This window comes from Pseudoxanthomonas jiangsuensis (assembly GCF_010093185.1).
GTDB classification, from domain to species: Bacteria; Pseudomonadota; Gammaproteobacteria; order Xanthomonadales; family Xanthomonadaceae; genus Pseudoxanthomonas; species Pseudoxanthomonas jiangsuensis.
Genome location: NZ_PDWL01000007.1, coordinates 130,352 through 148,887, shown reverse-complemented (window position 1 = coordinate 148,887; position 18,536 = coordinate 130,352). Strand labels below are relative to the sequence as shown.

General features: G+C 72.7%; 16 protein-coding genes. 9 read left to right on the top strand and 7 right to left on the bottom strand.

The features are described from left to right. Positions 1-95: 95 nt before the first annotated feature. The 8 genes from CSC62_RS06650 to CSC62_RS06615 all read left to right on the top strand — a co-directional run bounded on the left by CSC62_RS06650 (position 96) and on the right by CSC62_RS06615 (position 10,762). Positions 96-488, top strand: coding sequence for an MAPEG family protein (locus CSC62_RS06650; protein WP_162405392.1), 393 nt, complete (start codon positions 96-98; stop codon positions 486-488). Between the two features lie 79 nt (positions 489-567). Further along, entirely contained in the window at positions 568-1,764 is a 1,197-nt protein-coding gene (locus CSC62_RS06645; RefSeq protein ID WP_246194242.1) for a COG3904 family protein, read from the top strand. 165 nt (positions 1,765-1,929) lie between these two features. Beyond that, entirely contained in the window at positions 1,930-3,855 is a 1,926-nt protein-coding gene (locus tag CSC62_RS06640; protein ID WP_162405391.1) for a DEAD/DEAH box helicase, read from the top strand. Positions 3,856-4,112: 257 nt separating this feature from the next. Next, positions 4,113-5,786, top strand: a complete 1,674-nt coding sequence (locus CSC62_RS06635; RefSeq protein ID WP_162405390.1) for a sensor domain-containing diguanylate cyclase — start codon at positions 4,113-4,115, stop codon at positions 5,784-5,786. Between the two features lie 151 nt (positions 5,787-5,937). Continuing rightward, positions 5,938-8,367 (top strand): putative bifunctional diguanylate cyclase/phosphodiesterase, encoded by a 2,430-nt coding sequence (locus CSC62_RS06630; RefSeq protein WP_162405389.1) that lies wholly within the window; start codon positions 5,938-5,940, stop codon positions 8,365-8,367. Beyond that, positions 8,364-9,083 (top strand): pseudouridine synthase, encoded by a 720-nt coding sequence (locus CSC62_RS06625; RefSeq protein WP_162405388.1) that lies wholly within the window; start codon positions 8,364-8,366, stop codon positions 9,081-9,083. Before CSC62_RS06630 ends, CSC62_RS06625 begins: the two co-directional genes overlap by 4 nt. 102 nt (positions 9,084-9,185) lie before the next feature. Beyond that, complete coding sequence (locus CSC62_RS06620) at positions 9,186-9,608, top strand: universal stress protein (RefSeq protein ID WP_162405387.1); 423 nt, start codon at positions 9,186-9,188, stop codon at positions 9,606-9,608. A 77-nt stretch (positions 9,609-9,685) separates the two neighbouring features. Next, entirely contained in the window at positions 9,686-10,762 is a 1,077-nt protein-coding gene (locus CSC62_RS06615; protein ID WP_162405386.1) for a sensor domain-containing diguanylate cyclase, read from the top strand. 133 nt (positions 10,763-10,895) lie between these two features. Here CSC62_RS06615 and CSC62_RS06610 read toward each other — a convergent pair whose 3' ends face one another. The 6 genes from CSC62_RS06610 to yidD form a co-directional block, all read right to left on the bottom strand. Continuing rightward, on the bottom strand, positions 10,896-11,861 hold the full coding sequence (locus CSC62_RS06610; protein WP_162405385.1) for a DMT family transporter: 966 nt from the start codon (positions 11,859-11,861) through the stop codon (positions 10,896-10,898). 57 nt (positions 11,862-11,918) lie between these two features. Next, positions 11,919-12,569, bottom strand: coding sequence for a DUF2238 domain-containing protein (locus CSC62_RS06605; RefSeq protein WP_162405384.1), 651 nt, complete (start codon positions 12,567-12,569; stop codon positions 11,919-11,921). Positions 12,570-12,600: 31 nt separating this feature from the next. Then, positions 12,601-13,434 (bottom strand): DUF72 domain-containing protein, encoded by an 834-nt coding sequence (locus CSC62_RS06600; protein ID WP_162405383.1) that lies wholly within the window; start codon positions 13,432-13,434, stop codon positions 12,601-12,603. Between the two features lie 6 nt (positions 13,435-13,440). Then, positions 13,441-14,286, bottom strand: coding sequence for a M23 family metallopeptidase (locus CSC62_RS06595; RefSeq protein WP_162405382.1), 846 nt, complete (start codon positions 14,284-14,286; stop codon positions 13,441-13,443). Positions 14,287-14,402: 116 nt separating this feature from the next. Next, a complete protein-coding gene (locus CSC62_RS06590) occupies positions 14,403-15,758 on the bottom strand; it encodes a dihydroorotase (protein ID WP_162405381.1) in 1,356 nt (451 codons plus the stop codon). Next, positions 15,758-16,018, bottom strand: coding sequence for a membrane protein insertion efficiency factor YidD (gene yidD / locus CSC62_RS06585; RefSeq protein WP_162405380.1), 261 nt, complete (start codon positions 16,016-16,018; stop codon positions 15,758-15,760). Before yidD ends, CSC62_RS06590 begins: the two co-directional genes overlap by 1 nt. 104 nt (positions 16,019-16,122) lie before the next feature. On the opposite strand from yidD, the gene dksA reads away from it, so the two are divergent. Continuing rightward, complete coding sequence (gene dksA, locus CSC62_RS06580; RefSeq protein ID WP_162405379.1) at positions 16,123-17,217, top strand: RNA polymerase-binding protein DksA; 1,095 nt, start codon at positions 16,123-16,125, stop codon at positions 17,215-17,217. Positions 17,218-17,294: 77 nt separating this feature from the next. Here the strand turns inward: dksA and CSC62_RS06575 are convergent, their stop codons facing one another. After that, positions 17,295-18,536, bottom strand: coding sequence for an MFS transporter (locus tag CSC62_RS06575; protein ID WP_162405378.1), 1,242 nt, complete (start codon positions 18,534-18,536; stop codon positions 17,295-17,297).

Here is an 18,536-nt window from a genome sequence, read left to right as displayed (position 1 = left end):
TCTCTATTCGCCGGCAGGGTAGGAGGTGTTTAAGAGACAGTGGTAGCGGGAGCGCCTGCTACCCTGCGCCCCGACATCCAGGAAGGAGAAAGTTCATGAGCGTCGAAATCCAGTATCTGGCGTGGGCGATCGTGCTGGGCGTGGCCCAGCTCCTGCTGGCCGACCTGCTGGTCACCCGCCAGCGCGGCATGGCCTGGAACACCGGCAACCGCGACCAGCAGATGGCGCCGCCGGCCGGCGCGGCCGGGCGCAGCGAGCGCGCGTTCCGCAACTTCCTCGAGACCTTCCCGCTGTTCGCCGCCGCAGTGCTGGCGCTGGCGGCCAGCGGCCGCGCCGACGCCACCAGCGCGCTGGGCGCGCAGGTCTATTTCTGGGCGCGGCTGGCCTATGTGCCGCTGTACCTGTCCGGGGTGCCCTACCTGCGCTCGACGGCCTGGACGGTGTCGATGGTCGGCTTCGCCATGGTGCTGTGGCCCCTGTTGCGCTGAGCGCGGCGACCGCGTTCATCGCCCGTTGCCACGGCCGCGGAGGCAGCGCCTAGACTGCGGGTCGTCTTCATCGCCTGCCGTGACCGTGCTCCCGTCGTTCCTGCTGCCGCGCCGCGGCCTGACCCTGCTGTTCCTCTGCGCCCTCACGGGCTGTACGGCCGCGCCCGTGCCGCCGGCGCCGGCGGAGATCGAGACCCAGACCGTGGCCTCGCCGGAGGAGGGCGGCGCGGTGAGCCAGGCGCCGGTGGCCCCGGTCGCGCCGCCGCCCGCGCCGGCGCCGCCGGCCAAGGCCAAGGCGCCGGACTGGTCGCCGATGGAGCTGACCTCGGGCCAGGCCTGGATCGACTGCCGGCTCGACTACCGCGAAGGCGACGGCGAGGCGATCAGCACCCCCAGCCGCGCCAACCTGCGCCACCTGCTCGAACCCTGCCGCGCCGGTGACGTCCTGCGCCTGCGCTACCGCGGCAAGATCGCCAGCGACTTCACCGCCCTGGTCGAGCGGGTCACGCGCATGGCCGACGGCCTGGGGATCGGCAACCGGGTACTGGACCTGGACTCCACCGGCGGCCAGGTCGAGGACGCGATCCGCGCCGGCGACTGGATCGGCAAGCACCACTGGACCCTGTGGGTGCGCGAGGACTCGGTCTGCCACAGCGCCTGCGTGTTCGTGCTGGCCGGCGGCGACAGCCGGGTGCTGGCCGGGCGGGTGGGCATCCACCGGATCATCCGGCTCAGCTCCACCGCCACCAACCGCGAGGAGCTCAACACCGAGCTGCAGGCGGTCTACGCCACCGTTCGCGCTTACCTGGAGCGCAACGGTGCCTCGCCCCTGCTGGCCGACGTGATGAAGACCGTACCCAACCGCAGCCTGCGCCTGCTCACCACCGACGAACTGGCGGCCTACGGCCTGGACGGCAACAACGCCGCCCAGGACGATCTGGACCGGGTGCAGCTGCTGGACAAGTGCGGCGACGATTTCATGCGCCGGCGCGAGGCCTGGGTGCGCGCCTACGACGGACGCTGCCGCGGCGGCGAGACGGTGCAGACGCTGAACGCCTGCGGCCTGCAGCTGCGCCGCGACTTCGGCTTCCCCGACGACGACTGCCCGGCCGAGAGCCCGCTGGCCGAGTTCAACGCCATGTCCGAGCCGGCGGCACCCGCGGAGAACGCCGAGCCGGTGGTGGAGGGCGCCGACGCAGGCCCGGTACCGCGGCCCGCGCCGCCGGCGGCCACGGCCGCCGAAGCGGCACCGGCGGAGGCTGGGGTCGGGGGCTGAAGCTCCGTTCGGAAGTCCCGAACCCGGAGCGCGAGCGCCGGCGCTGAACGACCCTGGCCCGCCCGTTCAGCCCGGGCGCGACAAGCCCGGGCCGGACGGCGCACAATGGCGCCCTTGTTACAACACCCCGCCGCGCCGTCCTGGCGCGCGCCGCCGGAGCCCCGGATGTCCGCCCCCGATCAAGAAACCCCCGCCGCGCCGCGCTTCGGCGACCTCGGCCTGCCCGAGCCGTTGCTCGCCGCCCTGAGCGAAGTCGGCTACGAGTCGCCCTCGCCGATCCAGGCCGCCACCATCCCGGCGCTGCTGGCCGGCCGCGACGTGCTCGGTACCGCCCAGACCGGCACCGGCAAGACCGCCGCCTTCGCCCTGCCGGTGCTGGCCAACCTGGAGCTGGCGCGGACCAAGCCGCAGGCGCTGGTGCTGGCGCCGACCCGTGAGCTGGCGATCCAGGTCGCCGAGGCCTTCCAGCGCTACGCCACCAAGATGCCCGGCTTCCACGTCCTGCCGATCTACGGCGGCCAGGGCTACGGCCCGCAGCTGCACGCCCTGCGCCGCGGCGTGCACGTGGTGGTCGGCACCCCGGGGCGGGTGATCGACCACCTCGAGCGCGGCACCCTGGACCTGTCCGAGCTCAAGTGCCTGGTCCTGGACGAGGCCGACGAGATGCTGCGCATGGGCTTCATCGACGACGTCGAGGCGGTCCTGCAGAAGACCCCGCCGACCCGCCAGGTGGCGCTGTTCTCGGCGACCATGCCGGCGCCGATCCGGCGCATCGCCCAGACCTACCTCAAGGATCCGGCCGAGGTCACCATTGCGGCCAAGACCACGACCTCGGCCAACATCCGGCAGCGCTACTGGTTCGTCAGCGGCATGCACAAGCTCGACGCCCTGACCCGGATCATCGAGGCCGAGCCGTTCGACGCCATGATCGTGTTCGCCCGGACCAAGGCCGGTACCGAGGAGCTGGCCGAGAAGCTGCAGGCGCGCGGCCAGGCCGCCGCGGCGATCAACGGCGACCTGCAGCAGCAGCAGCGCGAGCGGATCATCGCCCAGCTCAAGGAAGGCAAGCTGGACGTGCTGGTGGCCACCGACGTGGCCGCGCGCGGCCTGGACGTGGAGCGGATCAGCCACGTCCTCAACTACGACATCCCCTACGACACCGAGAGCTACGTCCACCGCATCGGCCGCACCGGCCGCGCCGGGCGCAGCGGCGAGGCGATCCTGTTCGTGACCCCGCGCGAGAAGGGCATGCTGCGCGCGATCGAGCGCGCCACCCGGCAGCCGATCGAGGAAATGCGGCTGCCGAGCGTGGACGCGGTCAACGACCGCCGGGTGGCGAGGTTCTTCGAGAAGATCTCCGGCGCGCTGGAAAGCGGCGGCCTGGAGCCGTACCGCGACCTGGTCGCGCGCTACGCCGGCGAGCACGACGTGCCCGAGTCGGAAGTGGCCGCCGCCCTGGCGCGGCTGCTGCAGGGCGACACTCCGCTGCTGCTGGAAGCCAAGGACCCGCCGCCGCGGGCGCCGCGCTTCGAGCGCGAGCCGCGCGGCGAGGACGCCCGCGCAGCCCGCCCGCCGCGTCCGCCGCGCGAGGGCTTCGTGCCACGCAGCCACGACGGCGATGCCGGCGCGCGCGCGCATCGCGCGTTCGACGGCCCGCAGGAAGGCGACTACGGCAGCCGTCCGCCGCGCGCGCCCAAGCCGCCGCGCGCCGCGCCCGATGCGGGCATGGAGACCTACCGGGTCGAGGTCGGCCACGTGCACGGGGTCAAGCCCGGGAACATCGTCGGCGCGATCGCCAACGAGGCCGGGCTGGAGAGCCGCTACATCGGCCGGATCGACATCCACGAGGACCATTCGATCCTCGACCTGCCCGAGGGCATGCCGCAGGAGATCATGTCGCACCTGCAGAAGGCCTGGGTGGTCGGCCAGCAGCTGCGGATCAGCCGCTGGGACGGCAGCCACGCCCCGGGCGAGAACGCGTCCGCGCCGCGCGCCCGCTTCCGCCCCCAGGGCGCGCGTCCGGGCGGCAAGCCGGGCCGGGCGCCGGCGGCCAGGCCGCATCGCAAGGGTCCGCCGAAGCCGCGAGGCTGAAGCCGGTCGCCGCGGCTGTCGCGGCGGCGATCCGCGCCTGAGGTCGCGACGGGGCGGGCTGCGGCCCGCCTCGGCCCCGGCGCCTGACATTCCCGTTCAAGTCGCCGCCTCCGCGGCCGATCATGCCTGCGACCGGATGCGTCGCCTGGACTCCGGGCCGCGACGGCGCGAGGGCATGGGCGGGCATGGTTTTCGGGATGGGATCGCAGGGGAAGATGCAGCGCTGGAATGCAGGGGGGCGGCGTGGCCGGCGCTGGATGGCGCTGCGGCTGGTGCTGCTGGGCCTGCTGGTGGCCCTGTGGACCTGGCTGCAGGTGCAGGGCGCGATCGGTCCGCAGCCGCAGGGCGAGTACCTGGTGGCCGGCGCGCCGGCGTGGGAACCGGCCCCGGTGCGCGGCTGCTCGCCCGAGGCGCTGGCCGCGCTGGACGTGCGGGTCGAGATCCCGCCGCCGGAAGGCGGCTGGCCCGGGGTGCCGCAGGCGGTGGACGTGTTCAACGTGTTCGCCGGCGAGGTGATGGTCGCCCACGGCGAGCGCGAGGTCTGCGGCCGCATGCACGACGCCGGCACCCGCGATTCGCGCTTCCGTGCGGGCGTGGGGATGGTGGTGGTGCCGCCGGCCGGGGACATGGAGCCGATCCGGGTGGCCTGGACGCGGCCGCTGAAGCCGGCCTGGATCCCGACCGTGCGGGTCGGCGCCCCCAGCCCGGTGCAGCAGATCGACACCGCCCGCCTGCTGGTGCGCGCGGCCGCGCTGGCGGTGGCCATCGCCCTGGCCTTCACCGCGCTGATGGGTTTCCTCAGCGCCCGCGACGGCGTGTTCCTGGGCTATGCGCTGCTGTGCCTGCTGGCGGTGCTGTGGCAGGCGATCCTCAGCGGCCTGAGCGGCTATCCGCAGCCCTGGCTGCCGGTGGGCGAAAGCGAGTGGCGCTGGCTGACGGCCTTCTCCTGCATCGGCCTGAGCACCCTGCTGTACGGCATGTGGCTGCTGGTCGGCGGGGCGGCGTTGTGGCTGTCCTCGCGCCGGCACCTGCTGCAGCTCACCCTGGCCTGCTGGATCGGCGGCGCGGTCCTGGCGGCGACCCTGCCGATGGCCGCGCTGGCGCCGCTGGCGCGCGGGGTGGACCTGGCGTTCCGGCTCGGCTACCTGATGGTGTTCGCCATCGGCCTGTACGGCGCCAGCCATCGGCGGGCGTTCGCCGCGGCGGGCGGGTCGGCCGAAGGCACGGCCGGGCTGGCGGCGATGCTGCCGTTCCTGGCCATGGGCCTGCTCGACCTGGCCGGCAACCGCTGGCTGGTGGAGTACCGGGTCGAGGCGATCCAGGGCTCGATCACCTGGTTCCTGACCGTGAGCGCCTACGCCCTCAACCTGCGCCTGGGTCGCCTGCGCCGGCAGCGCGACGAGATGCAGCAGCTGGCCGACACCGATGCGCTGACCAGCCTGCCGAACCGGCGCGCCGGCCTGCGCACCCTGGAGCAGCGGCTGCAGCAGGCGCGCGCGGGCGACGGCGCGCTGACCGTGGGCTTCCTCGACATCGACCTGTTCAAGCGGATCAACGACCTCCACGGGCACGCGGTCGGCGACCGGGTGCTGGTCGCGGTGGCGCGGGTGCTGGCCGCCGCCGTCGGCGAACCGGCGCACGTGATCCGGATGGGCGGGGAAGAGTTCCTGTTGCTGCTGCCGGGCGTGGAGGGCGAGGCGGCGCGGCGGCGGATGGAGTTCCTGCGCCGGCGGGTGTCCGAGGCCGCCGCCGGCCTGGGCGTGCCCGGCCTGGCGGTGACCGCCAGCATCGGCCTGGCCTCCCTGCGGGCCGGGGACCGCGACGCGGCCGCCCTGCTGCGGCGCGCGGACGAGGCGATGTACCGGGCCAAGCGCGGCGGCCGCGACCGGGTCGAGGCCGCCGTCGAGGAGCCGGAGCCGCCCGCAGTGTGACCGCCGGCACGGGCTGCGATGGCGGCGGCGCCGCGGCCGGGTCGCGCGGCTCAAGCGCCGCCGGCGCCGGCCGATCAGTCCGGGACCGGGGCCCGCGTACGCCCCCGCCGTGAGGCGGGCCTGCAAGCCAGCCGATGCGCGGAGACCAGGTTTGGGCGGCACGCAAGCACAGGACAACGATCGCGGCCTGCAGCGCCTGCCGTTCCGGGTGGCGCTGCTGGTCGGCCTGTGCGCGCTCGGCACCCTGCTGACCACCCTGTTGCTGGAGACCCAGGCCGGCGCCACCGCCTACATCATCGGCGAGAGCCACTGGTCCAAGGCCCAGCAGCGGGCGGTGCACGCGCTCTACCGCTATGCCGGCGGCGGCGATCCCGCCGACCTGGCCGAGGCCCGCCGCGCCCTGGACGTGCCGCTGGGCGACCGCGACGGGCGCCTGGCGCTGGAGCGCGATCCGGTGGACATGGCGGCCGGCCGCGCCGGCTTCCTCCGCGGCGGCAGCGACCCGCGCGACATCGACCGGATGCTGTGGATGTTCCGGCTGCTGCAGCGGGCGCCGTACTTCCGCGAGTCGGTCGAGCACTGGCGCCGGGCCGAGGGCGAGATCCTGCGCCTGGTCGGGCTGGCCGACGCGATGGAGCGGCAGCTGCGCGCCGGGCCGCTGGAACCCGGCCAGGCCGAGGCCTACCAGCGCGAGGTGCTGGCGATCGACGCCCGCCTGCGGCCGCTGGAACTGGCGTTCTCGCGCTCGCTGGCCGAAGGCAGCCATGCCATGCGCCGCGGTCTTCTCTTGCTGGCGGTGGCGGTGTTCGTGCTGCTGGCCGCCTACGCGGTGCGGGTGATGCGCAGCACCCTGCACCGGGTGCGCGAGACCGAGAGCGAATTCCGCATGGCCTTCCACCAGTCGGCGGTGGGCATGGCCCGGCTGGACCTGCAGGGCCGCTTCACCCAGGCCAACGGCGCGCTGGCGCAGATCCTGCAGATGCCGCTGCCGCGCCTGCGCCAGTCCCGCCTGGCCGACGTGATGCTGAGCGAGGACCTGCCTGCGCGCGGCGACGGCGCGATCGACTGGGCCGCGCTGCTGGAACAGGGCGAGCGGCGCCTGCTCGGCGCCCGGGGCCGGATGCGCTGGGTGCGCTGGACCGCCTCGATGGTCGCCGGGCGCCGGCCCGGGCAGGACCACGTGTTCGTGCTGGTCGAGGACGTGTCCGACGCCCACGCCCTGGCCAGCGAGATGGCCCACCAGGCCAGCCACGACGAACTGACCGGGCTGATCAACCGGCGCGAGATCGGCCGCCGCCTGTCCCAGCTGCTGGGCCAGGTGAAGCTGCGCGGCGACCGTCACGCCCTGTGCTACATCGACCTGGACCAGTTCAAGCTGGTCAACGACACCTGCGGCCACGAGGCCGGCGACCGCTACCTGTGCCGCTTCGCCGGGATCGTCCAGGACTGCCTGCGCCGCGGCGACTGGCTGGGCCGGCTGGGCGGCGACGAGTTCGCGGTGCTGCTGCACGACACCAGCCTGGAACAAGCCGAGACGGTGATGGCGCGGGTGTACGCGGCGCTGGCGGCGAACGCTTTCCAGCGCGACGGGCGCAGCTTCGGCCTGAACTGCAGCACCGGCGTGGTCGAGATCAACGCCGGCGCGGCCGACGTCGACTGGCTGCTGCGCGCGGCCGACACCGCCTGCTACGTGGCCAAGGAGGAGGGCCGCAACCGGGTCCGCTGCTACCGCGAGTCCGACCAGACCCTGGCCCGGCGCCGGCGCGAGCTGGACTGGGTGGCGCAGGTGCGGCTGGCGATCGCCGAGGGCCGGCTGCTGCTGTACGCGCAGAAGATCGAGCCGGTCGACGGCGGCCGCAGCGGCGGCCTGCGCTACGAGGTGCTGGTACGCCTGCGCGAGCGCGATGGCCAGCTGTACGAGCCCGGCGCGTTCCTGCCGGCGATCGAACGCTACGGCCAGGGCATGCTGGTGGACCGCCACGTGATCGACGCGGTGGCCGCGCAGCTGGCCGCCCATCCCGGGCACCTGCACAGGCTGGAGCTGTGCCACGTCAACGTCTCGGCGCAGTCGGTGGTCGATCCCGCGTTCCTGGAACACCTGGGCGGCCTGTTCGACCGCCAGCCGGAGCTGGCCGCGCGGCTGTGCCTGGAGATCACCGAGACCGCGGTGATCGGCAACATGGACGATGCCTGCCGCTTCATCGCCGCCATGCGCGCCCGCGGCTGCCGGATCGCGCTGGACGACTTCGGCAGCGGCATGTCCTCGTTCGGCTACCTCAAGCGCCTGGACATCGACATCCTCAAGATCGACGGCGTGTTCGTGCGCGACATGGCCAGCGGCGAGAGCGACCTGGCGCTGGTGCGCTCGATGGCCCAGGTCGGCCAGGCGCTGGGCAAGGAGACCATCGCCGAATGGGTGGACTCGGACGCCACCGCGCGCCGGCTGGCCCTGCTGGGGGTGTCGCGGATCCAGGGCTTCGGCGTGCACGTGCCGTGCCCGCTGGAGCAGCTGATCGAGGAGGACGCCCTGGCGCGGCCGGCCGCCGCGGCGGCGCCGGCCTCGCCCATAATGGCGCCATGACCGTACGCCTCAACAAGCACATCGCCGAGACCGGCTTCTGTTCCCGCCGCGAGGCCGACCGCCTGATCGCCGCGCGCCGGGTCACCGTCAACGGTCAGCCGGCCGGGACCGGCGCGGTGGTCGGCGAAGGCGACGCGGTGCTGGTCGACGGCCAGCCGCTGAAGGCGCGCACCGCCAAGGCCGGCAAGCGCCGCCACGTCTACATCGCCCTGAACAAGCCGGTCGGCATCACCTGCACCACCGAGAGCGCGGTCGACGGCAACATCGTCGACTTCGTCGGCCACGAGCAGAGGATCTTCCCGGTCGGCCGCCTGGACAAGGATTCGGAGGGGCTGATCCTGCTGACCAGCAACGGCGACATCGTCAACCAGATCCTGCGCGCGGAGAACCGCCATCAGAAGGAGTACCTGGTCGCGGTCAACAAGCCGGTGACCGAGGAGTTCCTGCGCGGGATGGCGCGCGGGGTGCGGATCCACGGCCAGACGACCTTGCCGTGCCGGACCACGCGGATCGCCAAGTTCGGCTTCCGGATCGTGCTCGAGCAGGGCCTGAACCGGCAGATCCGGCTGATGGCGGCGGCCTTCGACTACCGGGTCACCCAGCTGCGCCGGGTGCGGATCGACAACGTCAGGCTGGGCGCGCTCAAGCCCGGGCAGTGGCGCAACCTGAGCGAGGCCGAGCTGCGCGGCCTGCTGCCCGGGCACCAGGACTGGTAGCCCGGCGGCGGCACAGTGGCAGTGGCAATTGATCGTGGTCATTCCGGCGCGCCGGCGGCCGCATTACCATCGCCGCATACCCCGTGCTGAGGAGCGCAGTCGATGAGGATCCTGTTGGCGGTGGACGACAGCGCGGTCGCCACCGCGGCCGTGCGCCGGGTGGCCAGGCTGGCCAAGGCGCTGAAGGAGGCGCCGGAGCTGCACGTGCTGCACGTGGTCCCGCGCCTGTCCAGGGCGGCGGAGAAGGAGTTCGGCAAGGCCGGCCCGGGGCGCTACTACGAGCGCCAGTCCGAGGCCGCGCTGGCGGCGGTGCGGCAGGCCCTGCAGCGGGCGCGGCTGGCGTTCCAGGAGCACGCCGCGGTCGGCGAGATCGTGCCCACCGTGCTCGCCCGGGCCAAGGCCGCCAAGGCCGACCTGGTCGTGATCGGCAGCCACGGCAAGGGCGCGCTGAAGAGCCTGCTGGTCGGCTCGGTGACGCAGAAGGTGATCGCGCTCAGCCCGGTGCCGGTGCTGGTCGTGCACTGAGCGCAGCGCGTGCGCGCCGTTGACGCCGGCGCCCGCCGCGCTTGGCATACTTGCGCCCACCAATCCCCGGGGGACGCATGCTCAGACCCGCCAAGCCGGACAACGAAGCCGAACGCCTGGCCGCCCTGCGCGCCACGCGCCTGCTGGACTCGCCGCCCGACCAGGCCTTCGACGACCTGGTAAGGCTGGCCACCACCCTCGCCGGGACGGGCAGGGGCGCGGTGACCCTGGTCGATGCGGACCGGCAGTGGTTCAAGGCGCGCTACGGGTTCGACACCGAGCAGACCCCGCGCGACGAATCGTTCTGTGCCCACGCCATCCTCGAACCACGACGCCTGATGCTGGTGGAGGACACCCTGCGCGATGCCCGTTTCGTGGACCATCCGGCGGTCACCGGCGAGCTGGGCGTGCGCTTCTACGCCGGCGTGCCGCTGCTGGATGGCGAGGGCCTGCCGCTGGGCAGCCTGTGCGTGTTCGACGACCGCCCGGGCACGCTGAGCGGGAGCCAGGCCGAAGCCTTGCGCGCGCTGGCGCGCCAGGCCGCGCACCTGATCGAACTGCGCCGGGCCGCGCGCGAGCTCGACCGCCACATGCGCGACCGGGACTGGTACGAGCAGCAGCTGACCCAGTATTCGGACCTGCTGGAACAGCAGAACGCCGACCTGGCCGAGCAGACCCGCACCGATCCGCTGACCGGCCTGCCCAACCGGCGTGCATACGCGGTGGCGTTGGCCGCCGCGATCGAGCGGGCCGAACGCGAGGGTCTGCCGCTGTCGGTGGCGCTGCTGGACCTGGACCATTTCAAGACCATCAACGACGTCAACGGCCACGCCGAGGGCGATCGCGTGCTCGCCGAGGTGGCCGCGCTGCTGAAGTCGCACTTTGCCGGCGCGGGCATGGCGGCACGCTACGGCGGCGAGGAATTCGCCGTGCTCGTTCCCGACGCCACGCTCGAGCAGGCGCGGCTGCAGTGCGAGTTCCTGCGCCAGGGCATCGCCGTGCTGCCGATCGGGATCGTGGTCAGCGGCAGCATCGGCGTGGCCCAGTACCGGCGCGGCGAAACGCCCGGCGAGCTGATCGCCCGCGCCGACCACGCGCTGTACCGGGCCAAGAACGCCGGCCGCGACCGGGTCGAAGTCGACGAAGGCCACTGAAGCCCCGCGCCCGGCCTGGTTTTCGTAGAGCCGGGCTTGCCCGGCTAGTCCCGCCACCATCCCCGGTCCGCGATTGCCGGCTGGACGGACAATCCGTCGACCAGGACCGGATCCGGCCCGTCGTGCCGCGTCGTCATTCCACCAGCTGCTTGGCCTCGGAGATGCCGAGCACTTCCGGGTGCTGCACCTCGGCCGGCGGGGGCTTGCGGCCGCGGCGCGAGAGCAGCGGGTCGAGGAACACCGCGCCGAGGATGATCGCCACGCCCAGGTAGAACAGCGGGGTCAGCTCGCGCTGTTCGCCCAGCAGCAGCGCCGCCAGCACGATCGCGTAGACCGGTTCCAGGTTGGTCGCCAGCTGCACCGTGTAGGCGCTGAGGTGGCGCAGCGCGACCAGCGACAGCGCGAACGGCAGCAGGGTACAGCCCAGCGACAGCACCAGCAGCAGCGCGCCATCGTGCAGCCCAGGCAGGACCAGGAGGTCGCCGGCGAAGGCCGGCAACAGCAGCGGCATCAGCGGCGCGAGCAGGGTCAGCGCCAGGGTGCCGGCCCCGAGCTCGATGCCGGTAACCGTCAACGGGTCGGCGTGTTCGACCAGGCGCTTGTTGAACGAACCGAACGCGGCCACCAGCAGGGCCGACAGCGCCCCCACGGCGACGCCCAGGCGCATGCCATCGGGCACGCCGCCGACCACCAGCGCCACGCCCGGCAGCACCGCCACGCCCAGCGCCAGTTCGCGTGGGCGGAAGGGGCGCCGCGCGACCCACGGCTCGATCACCGCCGTGAACACCGGGGCCAGCGCGATGCAGGTGGCCGCCACCGAGGCATTGGCCAGCTTGATCGCGCCGTAGAAGGTCAGCCAGTGCAGGGCCACCAGCACGCCGATGCCGGCATAGGCCAGCACCAGCCGCGGCGGCAACGCGCGCAGCCCGCGCCACACGCGCGGGATCAGGGCCAGCGCCGCCACGACCAGCAGCATCCGCCACCACACCAGCGGCAACGCGGGCAGGCTGATCAGCTTGCCCAGGATCGCGGTGAAGCCCCACAACAGGACGCAGAAATGGATTTGCAGTTGGGCGCGGGTGCGATCGGAGGTCGGCATCGGCGCATTATCGCCCGCCGCCGGTGCCCGCGACGATGCTGTCGATGCGGTCGCGCCTCAGTGGCGCGGCGCCAGCCAGCCGCGCAGGCCCAGCGCCGTCACGGCGACCACCGCCCCGGCCGTGGCCATCAGCATGTCCTTCTGCGCATCCCATACGTCGCCCTGGGTGCCCAGGTAGGCCTGGCCAAGGTCGCCGCCGAACACGCTGGCGGCCAGCCACTCGAACATCTCGAACAGCAGCGAATGGGACATGACGAAGCTCACCGGCATCACCCAGCGCCAGGCCCCGCGCGGCGGCGCCACCCGGTCCAGCAGCTCGATGCAGGCCGGGGTCACCAGCACGCCGTAGAGGAAATGCACCAGCCGGTCGAAGGAATTGCGCTGCAGGCCCAGGGCCGCGTCCAGCGAGAAGCCGAGGTGCCGCTGGAAGAAGGCGTCGTACGGCACCTCGGCGTAGGTGTAGTGCGCACCGATCTCGTGCAGCAGGCCGAACAGGAACAGGCAGGCATAGCTGAGCCGGGTCAGCGGCAGCGTGCGCCAGCCCCAGGCCAGCACCGGGACCGCCACCAGCACCAGCACGTTCTCCAGGGCCCAGTCGTCGCGGTATTTCGGCGCGATCGCCAGCGCGACCCAGGCGATGGCGAACAGGCCCAGCAGGACCAGGGCGAAGCGCGGCGTGGCCGGCGTGCGGCGATGGGATTCGGTCATGGGGCCCATCCTCGCACGCCGGGAGCGGCGCCTACAGCCGGGCGATCAGCGCCTGCGCCGCGGCCGGGTTGCGCTCCTTGGCCCCGGCGATGAAGAACACGAAGGCCTCGCGCGCGGCCGCAGGCGCCTGCACGCCGCCCAGGTGCGGCAGGTCGTCCGGATCGCCGCCGCCGGCCCATTGGCGGGCGCGGCGCGCCCACTCGTCCAGTTCCCGGCCAGGGTAGCCCTCGGCCAAGTCCGCGCGCGACTGCATCAGCCGGGCGTAGCCGAAGTCGGCGGTCAGGTCGGCCCAGGACGGGTGCTCGTCCGAGCCGGCGAACACCAGCGCCACGTTGCGCGCCCGCAGCAGCTCCAGCAGCGCAGGCGTGAACAGCGCCGCATCGCGCAGCTCCAGCGCGTGGCGCAGGCGGCGCCCGCCGGCGCGCTCCGGCAACAGGTCGAGGAAGGCGGCCAGTTCGTCCAGCGCCGGCGACTGGCCGCGGTCGAACTGCCACAGCAAAGCGCCCAGGCGATCGCCCAACTCGGCGATCCCGCCGACGAAGTCCTCGACCTGCGCACCGGTGCCGGCCAGGCGGCGGCTGGCCATGATCCTCTGCGGCGCCTTGGCGGTGAACAGGAAGCCGGGCGGGGTCTCGTCCCGCCATTTCGCATAGGTGGCCGGTTTCTGCGCGCCGTAATAGGTGCCGTTGATCTCGATGGCGGTCAGCTGGCGGCTGGCGTACTCCAGCTCGCGCCTTTGCACCAGCTTCTCCGGATAGAACGCGCCGCCGCGCCACGGGGCGTAGACCCAGCCGCCGGTGCCGACGTGGATGCGCGCGGTGGTGGCGTCGTCAGGCCGGGCGGCGGTGGCGAACAGGTCGTCCATGGCGGATCAGGGCTGGCGCTCGAGCACCAGCAGGGGATCGATGCGCACGTCGAACCAGTTCATCCCCCAATGCAGATGCGGCCCGGTCGCCCGCCCGGTCGCGCCGACCGCGCCGATCGCCTGGCCCTGCTCGACCCGCTGGCCGACCTGCACGTCGATCCGCGACAGGTGCAGGAAGTTGGAGCTGATCCCGAAGCCGTGGTCGAGCAGCACGGTGCCGCCGGTCAGGTACAGGTCCGGGTCGGCGAAGGTGACCACGCCGGCGGCCGGGGCCTGCACCGGCGTGCCGGTGGCCGCGGCGATGTCCATGCCCGAATGCGGCGAACCGGGCTTGCCGTTGTAGACCCGCTGGTGGCCGAAGCGGCCGCTGATCCGTCCCTGCAAAGGCCAGGCGAAGGGCCGGGCGAAGTCGGCGCGATCGTCGTCGCGCTCGCGCGCGGTCACCACCCGGGCCTGTTCGCGGGCGATGCGCGCGGCGATCACCGGCGGCGGATCGACCGTCTTCGGCGGCACCCCGTCCACCCTCTGCACCGGCCAGTCGCGCGCGGTCACTGCGATCTGCGCCACTTCGCGGCTGCCGTCCGGCCGGGTCACCGCCACCTGCACCGGGCCGGCCTGGTCGCGACCGATGCCGAACACCACCGTGCCGTAGCCGGTGGTGCGCAAGGTGCGTCCCGCGTATTCCACCTTGCTGCCCGGCGGCACCTTGCCCAGCACCATCGAGCCCTGCGGCACGCTGGCGGGGAAGACCACCCGGACGTCGGCCGGGCCGGCTGCGGCGGGAGCGTGGTCCTGTGGGGTTGTCCAGCCCGGGATCGGAACCAGTCCGGCAACCAGCGCGCAGACCACCATCAGTACCGTCGTTCCCGCGCAGGCGGGAACCCAGCGACGTGGATTTTCGACGGGTGGGTCGCGATCGGAACGGAAGCCACTGGGTTCCCGCCTGCGCGGGAACGACGGGCCCGTGGTCACCTGTCGAATTCCAGCCGCTGCCCGTCCGCCGCGCCGACCAGTTCGCGGCCGTTCCACGCCAGCCGGCCGTTGACCCAGGTCGCGCCGATCCGCGAGCGGAACGTGGTGCCCTCGAACGGCGACCAGCCGCACTTGGACAGCACGTCCTCGCGGCGCACGGTCAGCGGCGCATCGTCGACCAGCACCAGGTCGGCCCAGTAGCCCTCGCGCAGGAAGCCGCGCTGGGCCACGTCGAACAGCTGCGCCGGCGCGTGCGCGGTCTTCTGCACCACCCGGGCGATGTCCATGCGGCCCTCGTGGACCAGCTCGATCGCCGCCAGCAGCGCGTACTGCACCAGCGGCAGGCCGGAAGGCGCCTGCAGATAGGGCTTCTGCTTCTCCTCCAGGGTGTGCGGCGCGTGGTCGGTGGCCAGCACGTCGACCACGTCCTCGACCAGGGCGGCGATCAGCGCCTGCCGGTCGGAGGCGTCCTTGATCGCCGGGTTGCACTTGATGAAGTTGCCCAGCCGCGCGTAGTCGGCGCGGTCGAAGCGCAGGAAGTGGATGCAGGTCTCGGCGGTGATCCTCTTGCGCACCTTGCCGGCCGCGTCCACCAGCGGGCCGCGCTCGAACAGCGCCAGCTCGTCGGCGGTGGAGATGTGCAGCACGTGCAGGCGGGTGCCGTGCCGGCGCGCCAGCGACAGGGCCAGCTCGGTGGACTTGATGCAGGCCTGGCGCGAGCGGATGTCCGGGTGCATCGCCGGGGTCAGCCCGTCCTCGCCGTAGCGGGCCTTGAACTCGGCCAGGGTACGGTCGATGGTCGGGGTGTCCTCGCAGTGGGTGATGATCGGCACCGGGGTCTCGCGGAAGATCCCGTCCAGCGTCTCCGGGTTGTCGACCAGCATGTTGCCGGTGGACGCGCCCATGAACACCTTCACGCCCGGCGAGGCCTTCGGGTCGAGCGTGCGCACCGCGTCGAGGTTGTCGTTGCTGGCGCCGAAGTAGAAGCCATGGTTGCCCCAGGCCCGGCCCCGGGCCAGCGCGTACTTGGCCTCCAGCGCCGCCGCGTCGAGGGTGGGCGGGTTGGTGTTGGGCATGTCCATGAAGCTGGTCAGGCCGCCGGCCACCGCCGCGGCCGATTCGCTGGCGATGTCGCCCTTGTGGGTCAGGCCCGGTTCGCGGAAGTGGACCTGGTCGTCGATCATCCCCGGCAGCAGCCAGCGGCCGGCGGCGTCGACCACCTCCTCGCCGGGGCGCGCCTGCAGGCCTGGGCCGATGGCAGCGATGCGGCCGGCGGCGTCGATCCGCAGGTCGCCGTCGAACTGGCGACCTTCGTTGACCAGGCGGGCGTTGACGATCAGGGTGCCGGACATCAGGAGTGGCCTTTGCAGGAGCAGGAAGGGGAGTGTGCGCCGGTGCCCTCGGGCACCGGGTCGTAGCCACCCGGATGCAGCGGCTGGCAGCGGGCCAGGCGGCGCACCGCCAGCCAGCCGCCGCGCGCCGGGCCGTGCAGGGCGATGGCCTGCATCGCGTACTCCGAACAGCTGGGCACGAAGCGGCAACGCGGGCCGAGCCAAGGGCTGATGAAGCGCTTGTAGGCGCGCAGCGCCAGGATGAGCAGGCGGGCGATCACGCGGCCATGATACCCGCGCCCGTACAAGGTTGCCGCACCGGGTGGGGTGAGCTATAAAGGCGCGCTTTCCCGGCAACGGGAAAACCCTGGAGGAACCTTCGTACGTGGCTGCCAAGAAACCCGTGAAGAAGGCCGCCAAAGCGGCCAAGAAGACCGTTCCCGCCAAGAAGCCGGTGGCCAAGACGGCGGCGAAGGCTCCGCAGAAGGGAGCCAAGCCCGTCGCCAAGCCGGCAGCGAAGAAGGCGCCGGCCAAACCCGTCGCGAAGAAGGCCGCCAAGCCGGCCGCCAAGCCCGCGGTGAAGAAGGCCAAGCCCGCTCCCGCCAAGGTCGCCCCGAAGAAGGCCGCTCCTGCCAAGCCGGTGGCGAAGAAGCCGGTCGCGGCCGCCAGGCCGGTGGCCAAGGCGACCAAGCCCGCCGCCAAACCGGTGGCCGCGGCGAAGCCCGCTGCCAGGCCGGTCGCCTCCAGCAAGCCTGCCGCCAAGCCGGATGCCCGGCCTACGGTGGCCAGCAAGTCCTCTCCCAAGCCGGCTAGCCGGCCTGAGTCCCCCAAATCCACCGCCAAGCCGACCGCCGCCAAGGCGTCCCCGGTGCCGGCGGTCGCAACCCCGCAAGACAAGCCAGTGCCCCCAAGCAAACCCCCCAGCAAGACCCCGGCCAAGCCGGTCCAGCCGCCGGTCCGGACTCCCGGCAAGGTCGCCGTCGCCGTGGTCTCGAAGAAGCCCGAAACGCAGGCCCCTGCGCCGTCCCGGCGTGCGGTCGTGGACTACAAGGTCGACGACGCCACCGGCCGCCCCGTCCTGCCGGCCGGCTACAAGCCGAAGGTGGACGAGGAATACATGAGCCCGCTGCAGCAGGAGTACTTCCGCCAGCGGCTTCTGCAGTGGCGCGCGGACCTGGTCGAGGAATCCAAGCAGACCATCGAGAACCTCAAGGACGAAGTGCGCGACATCGGCGACGAGGCCGAGCGTGCCACCCGCGAGACCGAGAACTCGCTCGAGCTGCGCACCCGCGACCGCTACCGCAAGCTGATCGGCAAGATCGACAGCACGCTCAAGCGCCTGGAAGCCGGCGACTACGGCTACTGCGTGGACACCGGCGAGGAGATCGGCCTGGAGCGCCTGGAGGCGCGTCTGACCGCCGAGCGCACCATCGACGCCCAGGAGCGCTGGGAACACCTGCAGAAGCAGCAGGGCGAATAACCCGCCCGCGCAGGCCGTTCATGACGAAGCCCGCCTTCCGGCGGGCTTCGCTTTTCCGTGTCCGGTGCGGAACGCGCCTACAGTTCCTTCAGGTCCAGCCGCCGCAGCTTCGGCGCCTTCACCGCGGTGGTGGCGACCACGCCCAGGGTGACGCAGCCGCCCAGCACCACCGCCGGCACCAGCCCGAGCAGGCGCGCCATCGAGCCGGCGTAGAACGCGCCCAGCTCGTTGGACGAACCGATGAAGATGCCGTTGATCGAGGCCACTCGCCCGCGCATTCCGTCCGGAGTGACCAGCTGCATGATCGTCGTGCGCAACACCACCGACACCCCGTCGCACACGCCCGACAGCAGCAGGAAGAACGCCGACAGCCAGAAGTGCCGCGACAGGCCGAAGCCGATGATGCACAGCCCGAACCCGGCCACCGCCCACAGCAAAAGCCGGCCCGCGTGGCGCCCCGGCGGCCGCCGCGCCAGGACCACGCCGACCAGCACCGCGCCCAGCGCCGGCGCGCCTCGCAGGATGCCCAGGCCTTCCGGACCGTAGTGCAGGATCTCGTGGATGAAGGCCGGCGCCAGCGAGATCGCCCCGCCGAACAGCACCGCGAACAGGTCCAAGGCCTGCGCGCCGAGCATGACCTGGTTGCCGAACACGAAGCGCAGGCCCTCGCGGATGCTGGCGAACACCGGCGCACGCGGGCCTTCGGGCCTCGGCTCGGGCACCCGCAGCGACAGCAGCACGCCGCCGGCGACGATTGCCAGCGTTGCGGCCAGCGCATAGGCCACCGTCTTGCCGGCCCAGCCGACCAGCACCCCGCCCAGCGCCGGGCCGCAGACCAGCGCGGTCTGGAAAGCCACGCTGCCGACGCTGGCGCCGCGGGCGAACTGCTCGCGCCGCAGCACCCGCGCGAACAGCGCGGTGTAGACCGGCGTGAGGAACGAGCGGACCAGGCCGGTGAGCACGATCGCCGCATAGATCGGCCAGGTCCTGCCCGGTGCCAGGTGACCGGCCGCGACCAGCGCCAGCAGCACCGCGGTGGCGCACAGGCCGGCGCAGGCCATCGCCCCCAGCCGCTTCTTCGGCAGGTGGTCGACCAGGTAGCCGGCGAACAGGGCCATGCCGATGAAGGGCAGGACCTCGGCCAGGCCGACCAGACCCAGGGCGAAGGTGTCGCGGGTCAGTTCGTAGATGTGCCAGCCGACGGTGACCGCGACGATCTGGTAGGACAGGATCGCGCACAGCCGGTAGCCGAGCAGGACCCGGAAGCCGCTCTCGCGCAGGGGTGAGGGAATCGACAGGTCGGGCGTGGCGCCGGCCAC

What these genes read in the sequence shown, in the direction of transcription:
- CSC62_RS06650 (WP_162405392.1), top strand. Translation starts at nt 96, where the DNA reads ATGAGCGTCGAAATCCAGTATCTGGCGTGGGCGATCGTGCTGGGCGTG.
- CSC62_RS06640 (WP_162405391.1), top strand. Translation starts at nt 1,930, where the DNA reads ATGTCCGCCCCCGATCAAGAAACCCCCGCCGCGCCGCGCTTCGGCGAC.
- CSC62_RS06635 (WP_162405390.1), top strand. Translation starts at nt 4,113, where the DNA reads ATGGCGCTGCGGCTGGTGCTGCTGGGCCTGCTGGTGGCCCTGTGGACC.
- CSC62_RS06625 (WP_162405388.1), top strand. Translation starts at nt 8,364, where the DNA reads ATGACCGTACGCCTCAACAAGCACATCGCCGAGACCGGCTTCTGTTCC.
- CSC62_RS06620 (WP_162405387.1), top strand. Translation starts at nt 9,186, where the DNA reads ATGAGGATCCTGTTGGCGGTGGACGACAGCGCGGTCGCCACCGCGGCC.
- CSC62_RS06615 (WP_162405386.1), top strand. Translation starts at nt 9,686, where the DNA reads ATGCTCAGACCCGCCAAGCCGGACAACGAAGCCGAACGCCTGGCCGCC.
- CSC62_RS06610 (WP_162405385.1), bottom strand. Translation starts at nt 11,861, where the DNA reads ATGCCGACCTCCGATCGCACCCGCGCCCAACTGCAAATCCATTTCTGC.
- CSC62_RS06605 (WP_162405384.1), bottom strand. Translation starts at nt 12,569, where the DNA reads ATGACCGAATCCCATCGCCGCACGCCGGCCACGCCGCGCTTCGCCCTG.
- CSC62_RS06600 (WP_162405383.1), bottom strand. Translation starts at nt 13,434, where the DNA reads ATGGACGACCTGTTCGCCACCGCCGCCCGGCCTGACGACGCCACCACC.
- CSC62_RS06595 (WP_162405382.1), bottom strand. Translation starts at nt 14,286, where the DNA reads ATGGTGGTCTGCGCGCTGGTTGCCGGACTGGTTCCGATCCCGGGCTGG.
- CSC62_RS06590 (WP_162405381.1), bottom strand. Translation starts at nt 15,758, where the DNA reads ATGTCCGGCACCCTGATCGTCAACGCCCGCCTGGTCAACGAAGGTCGC.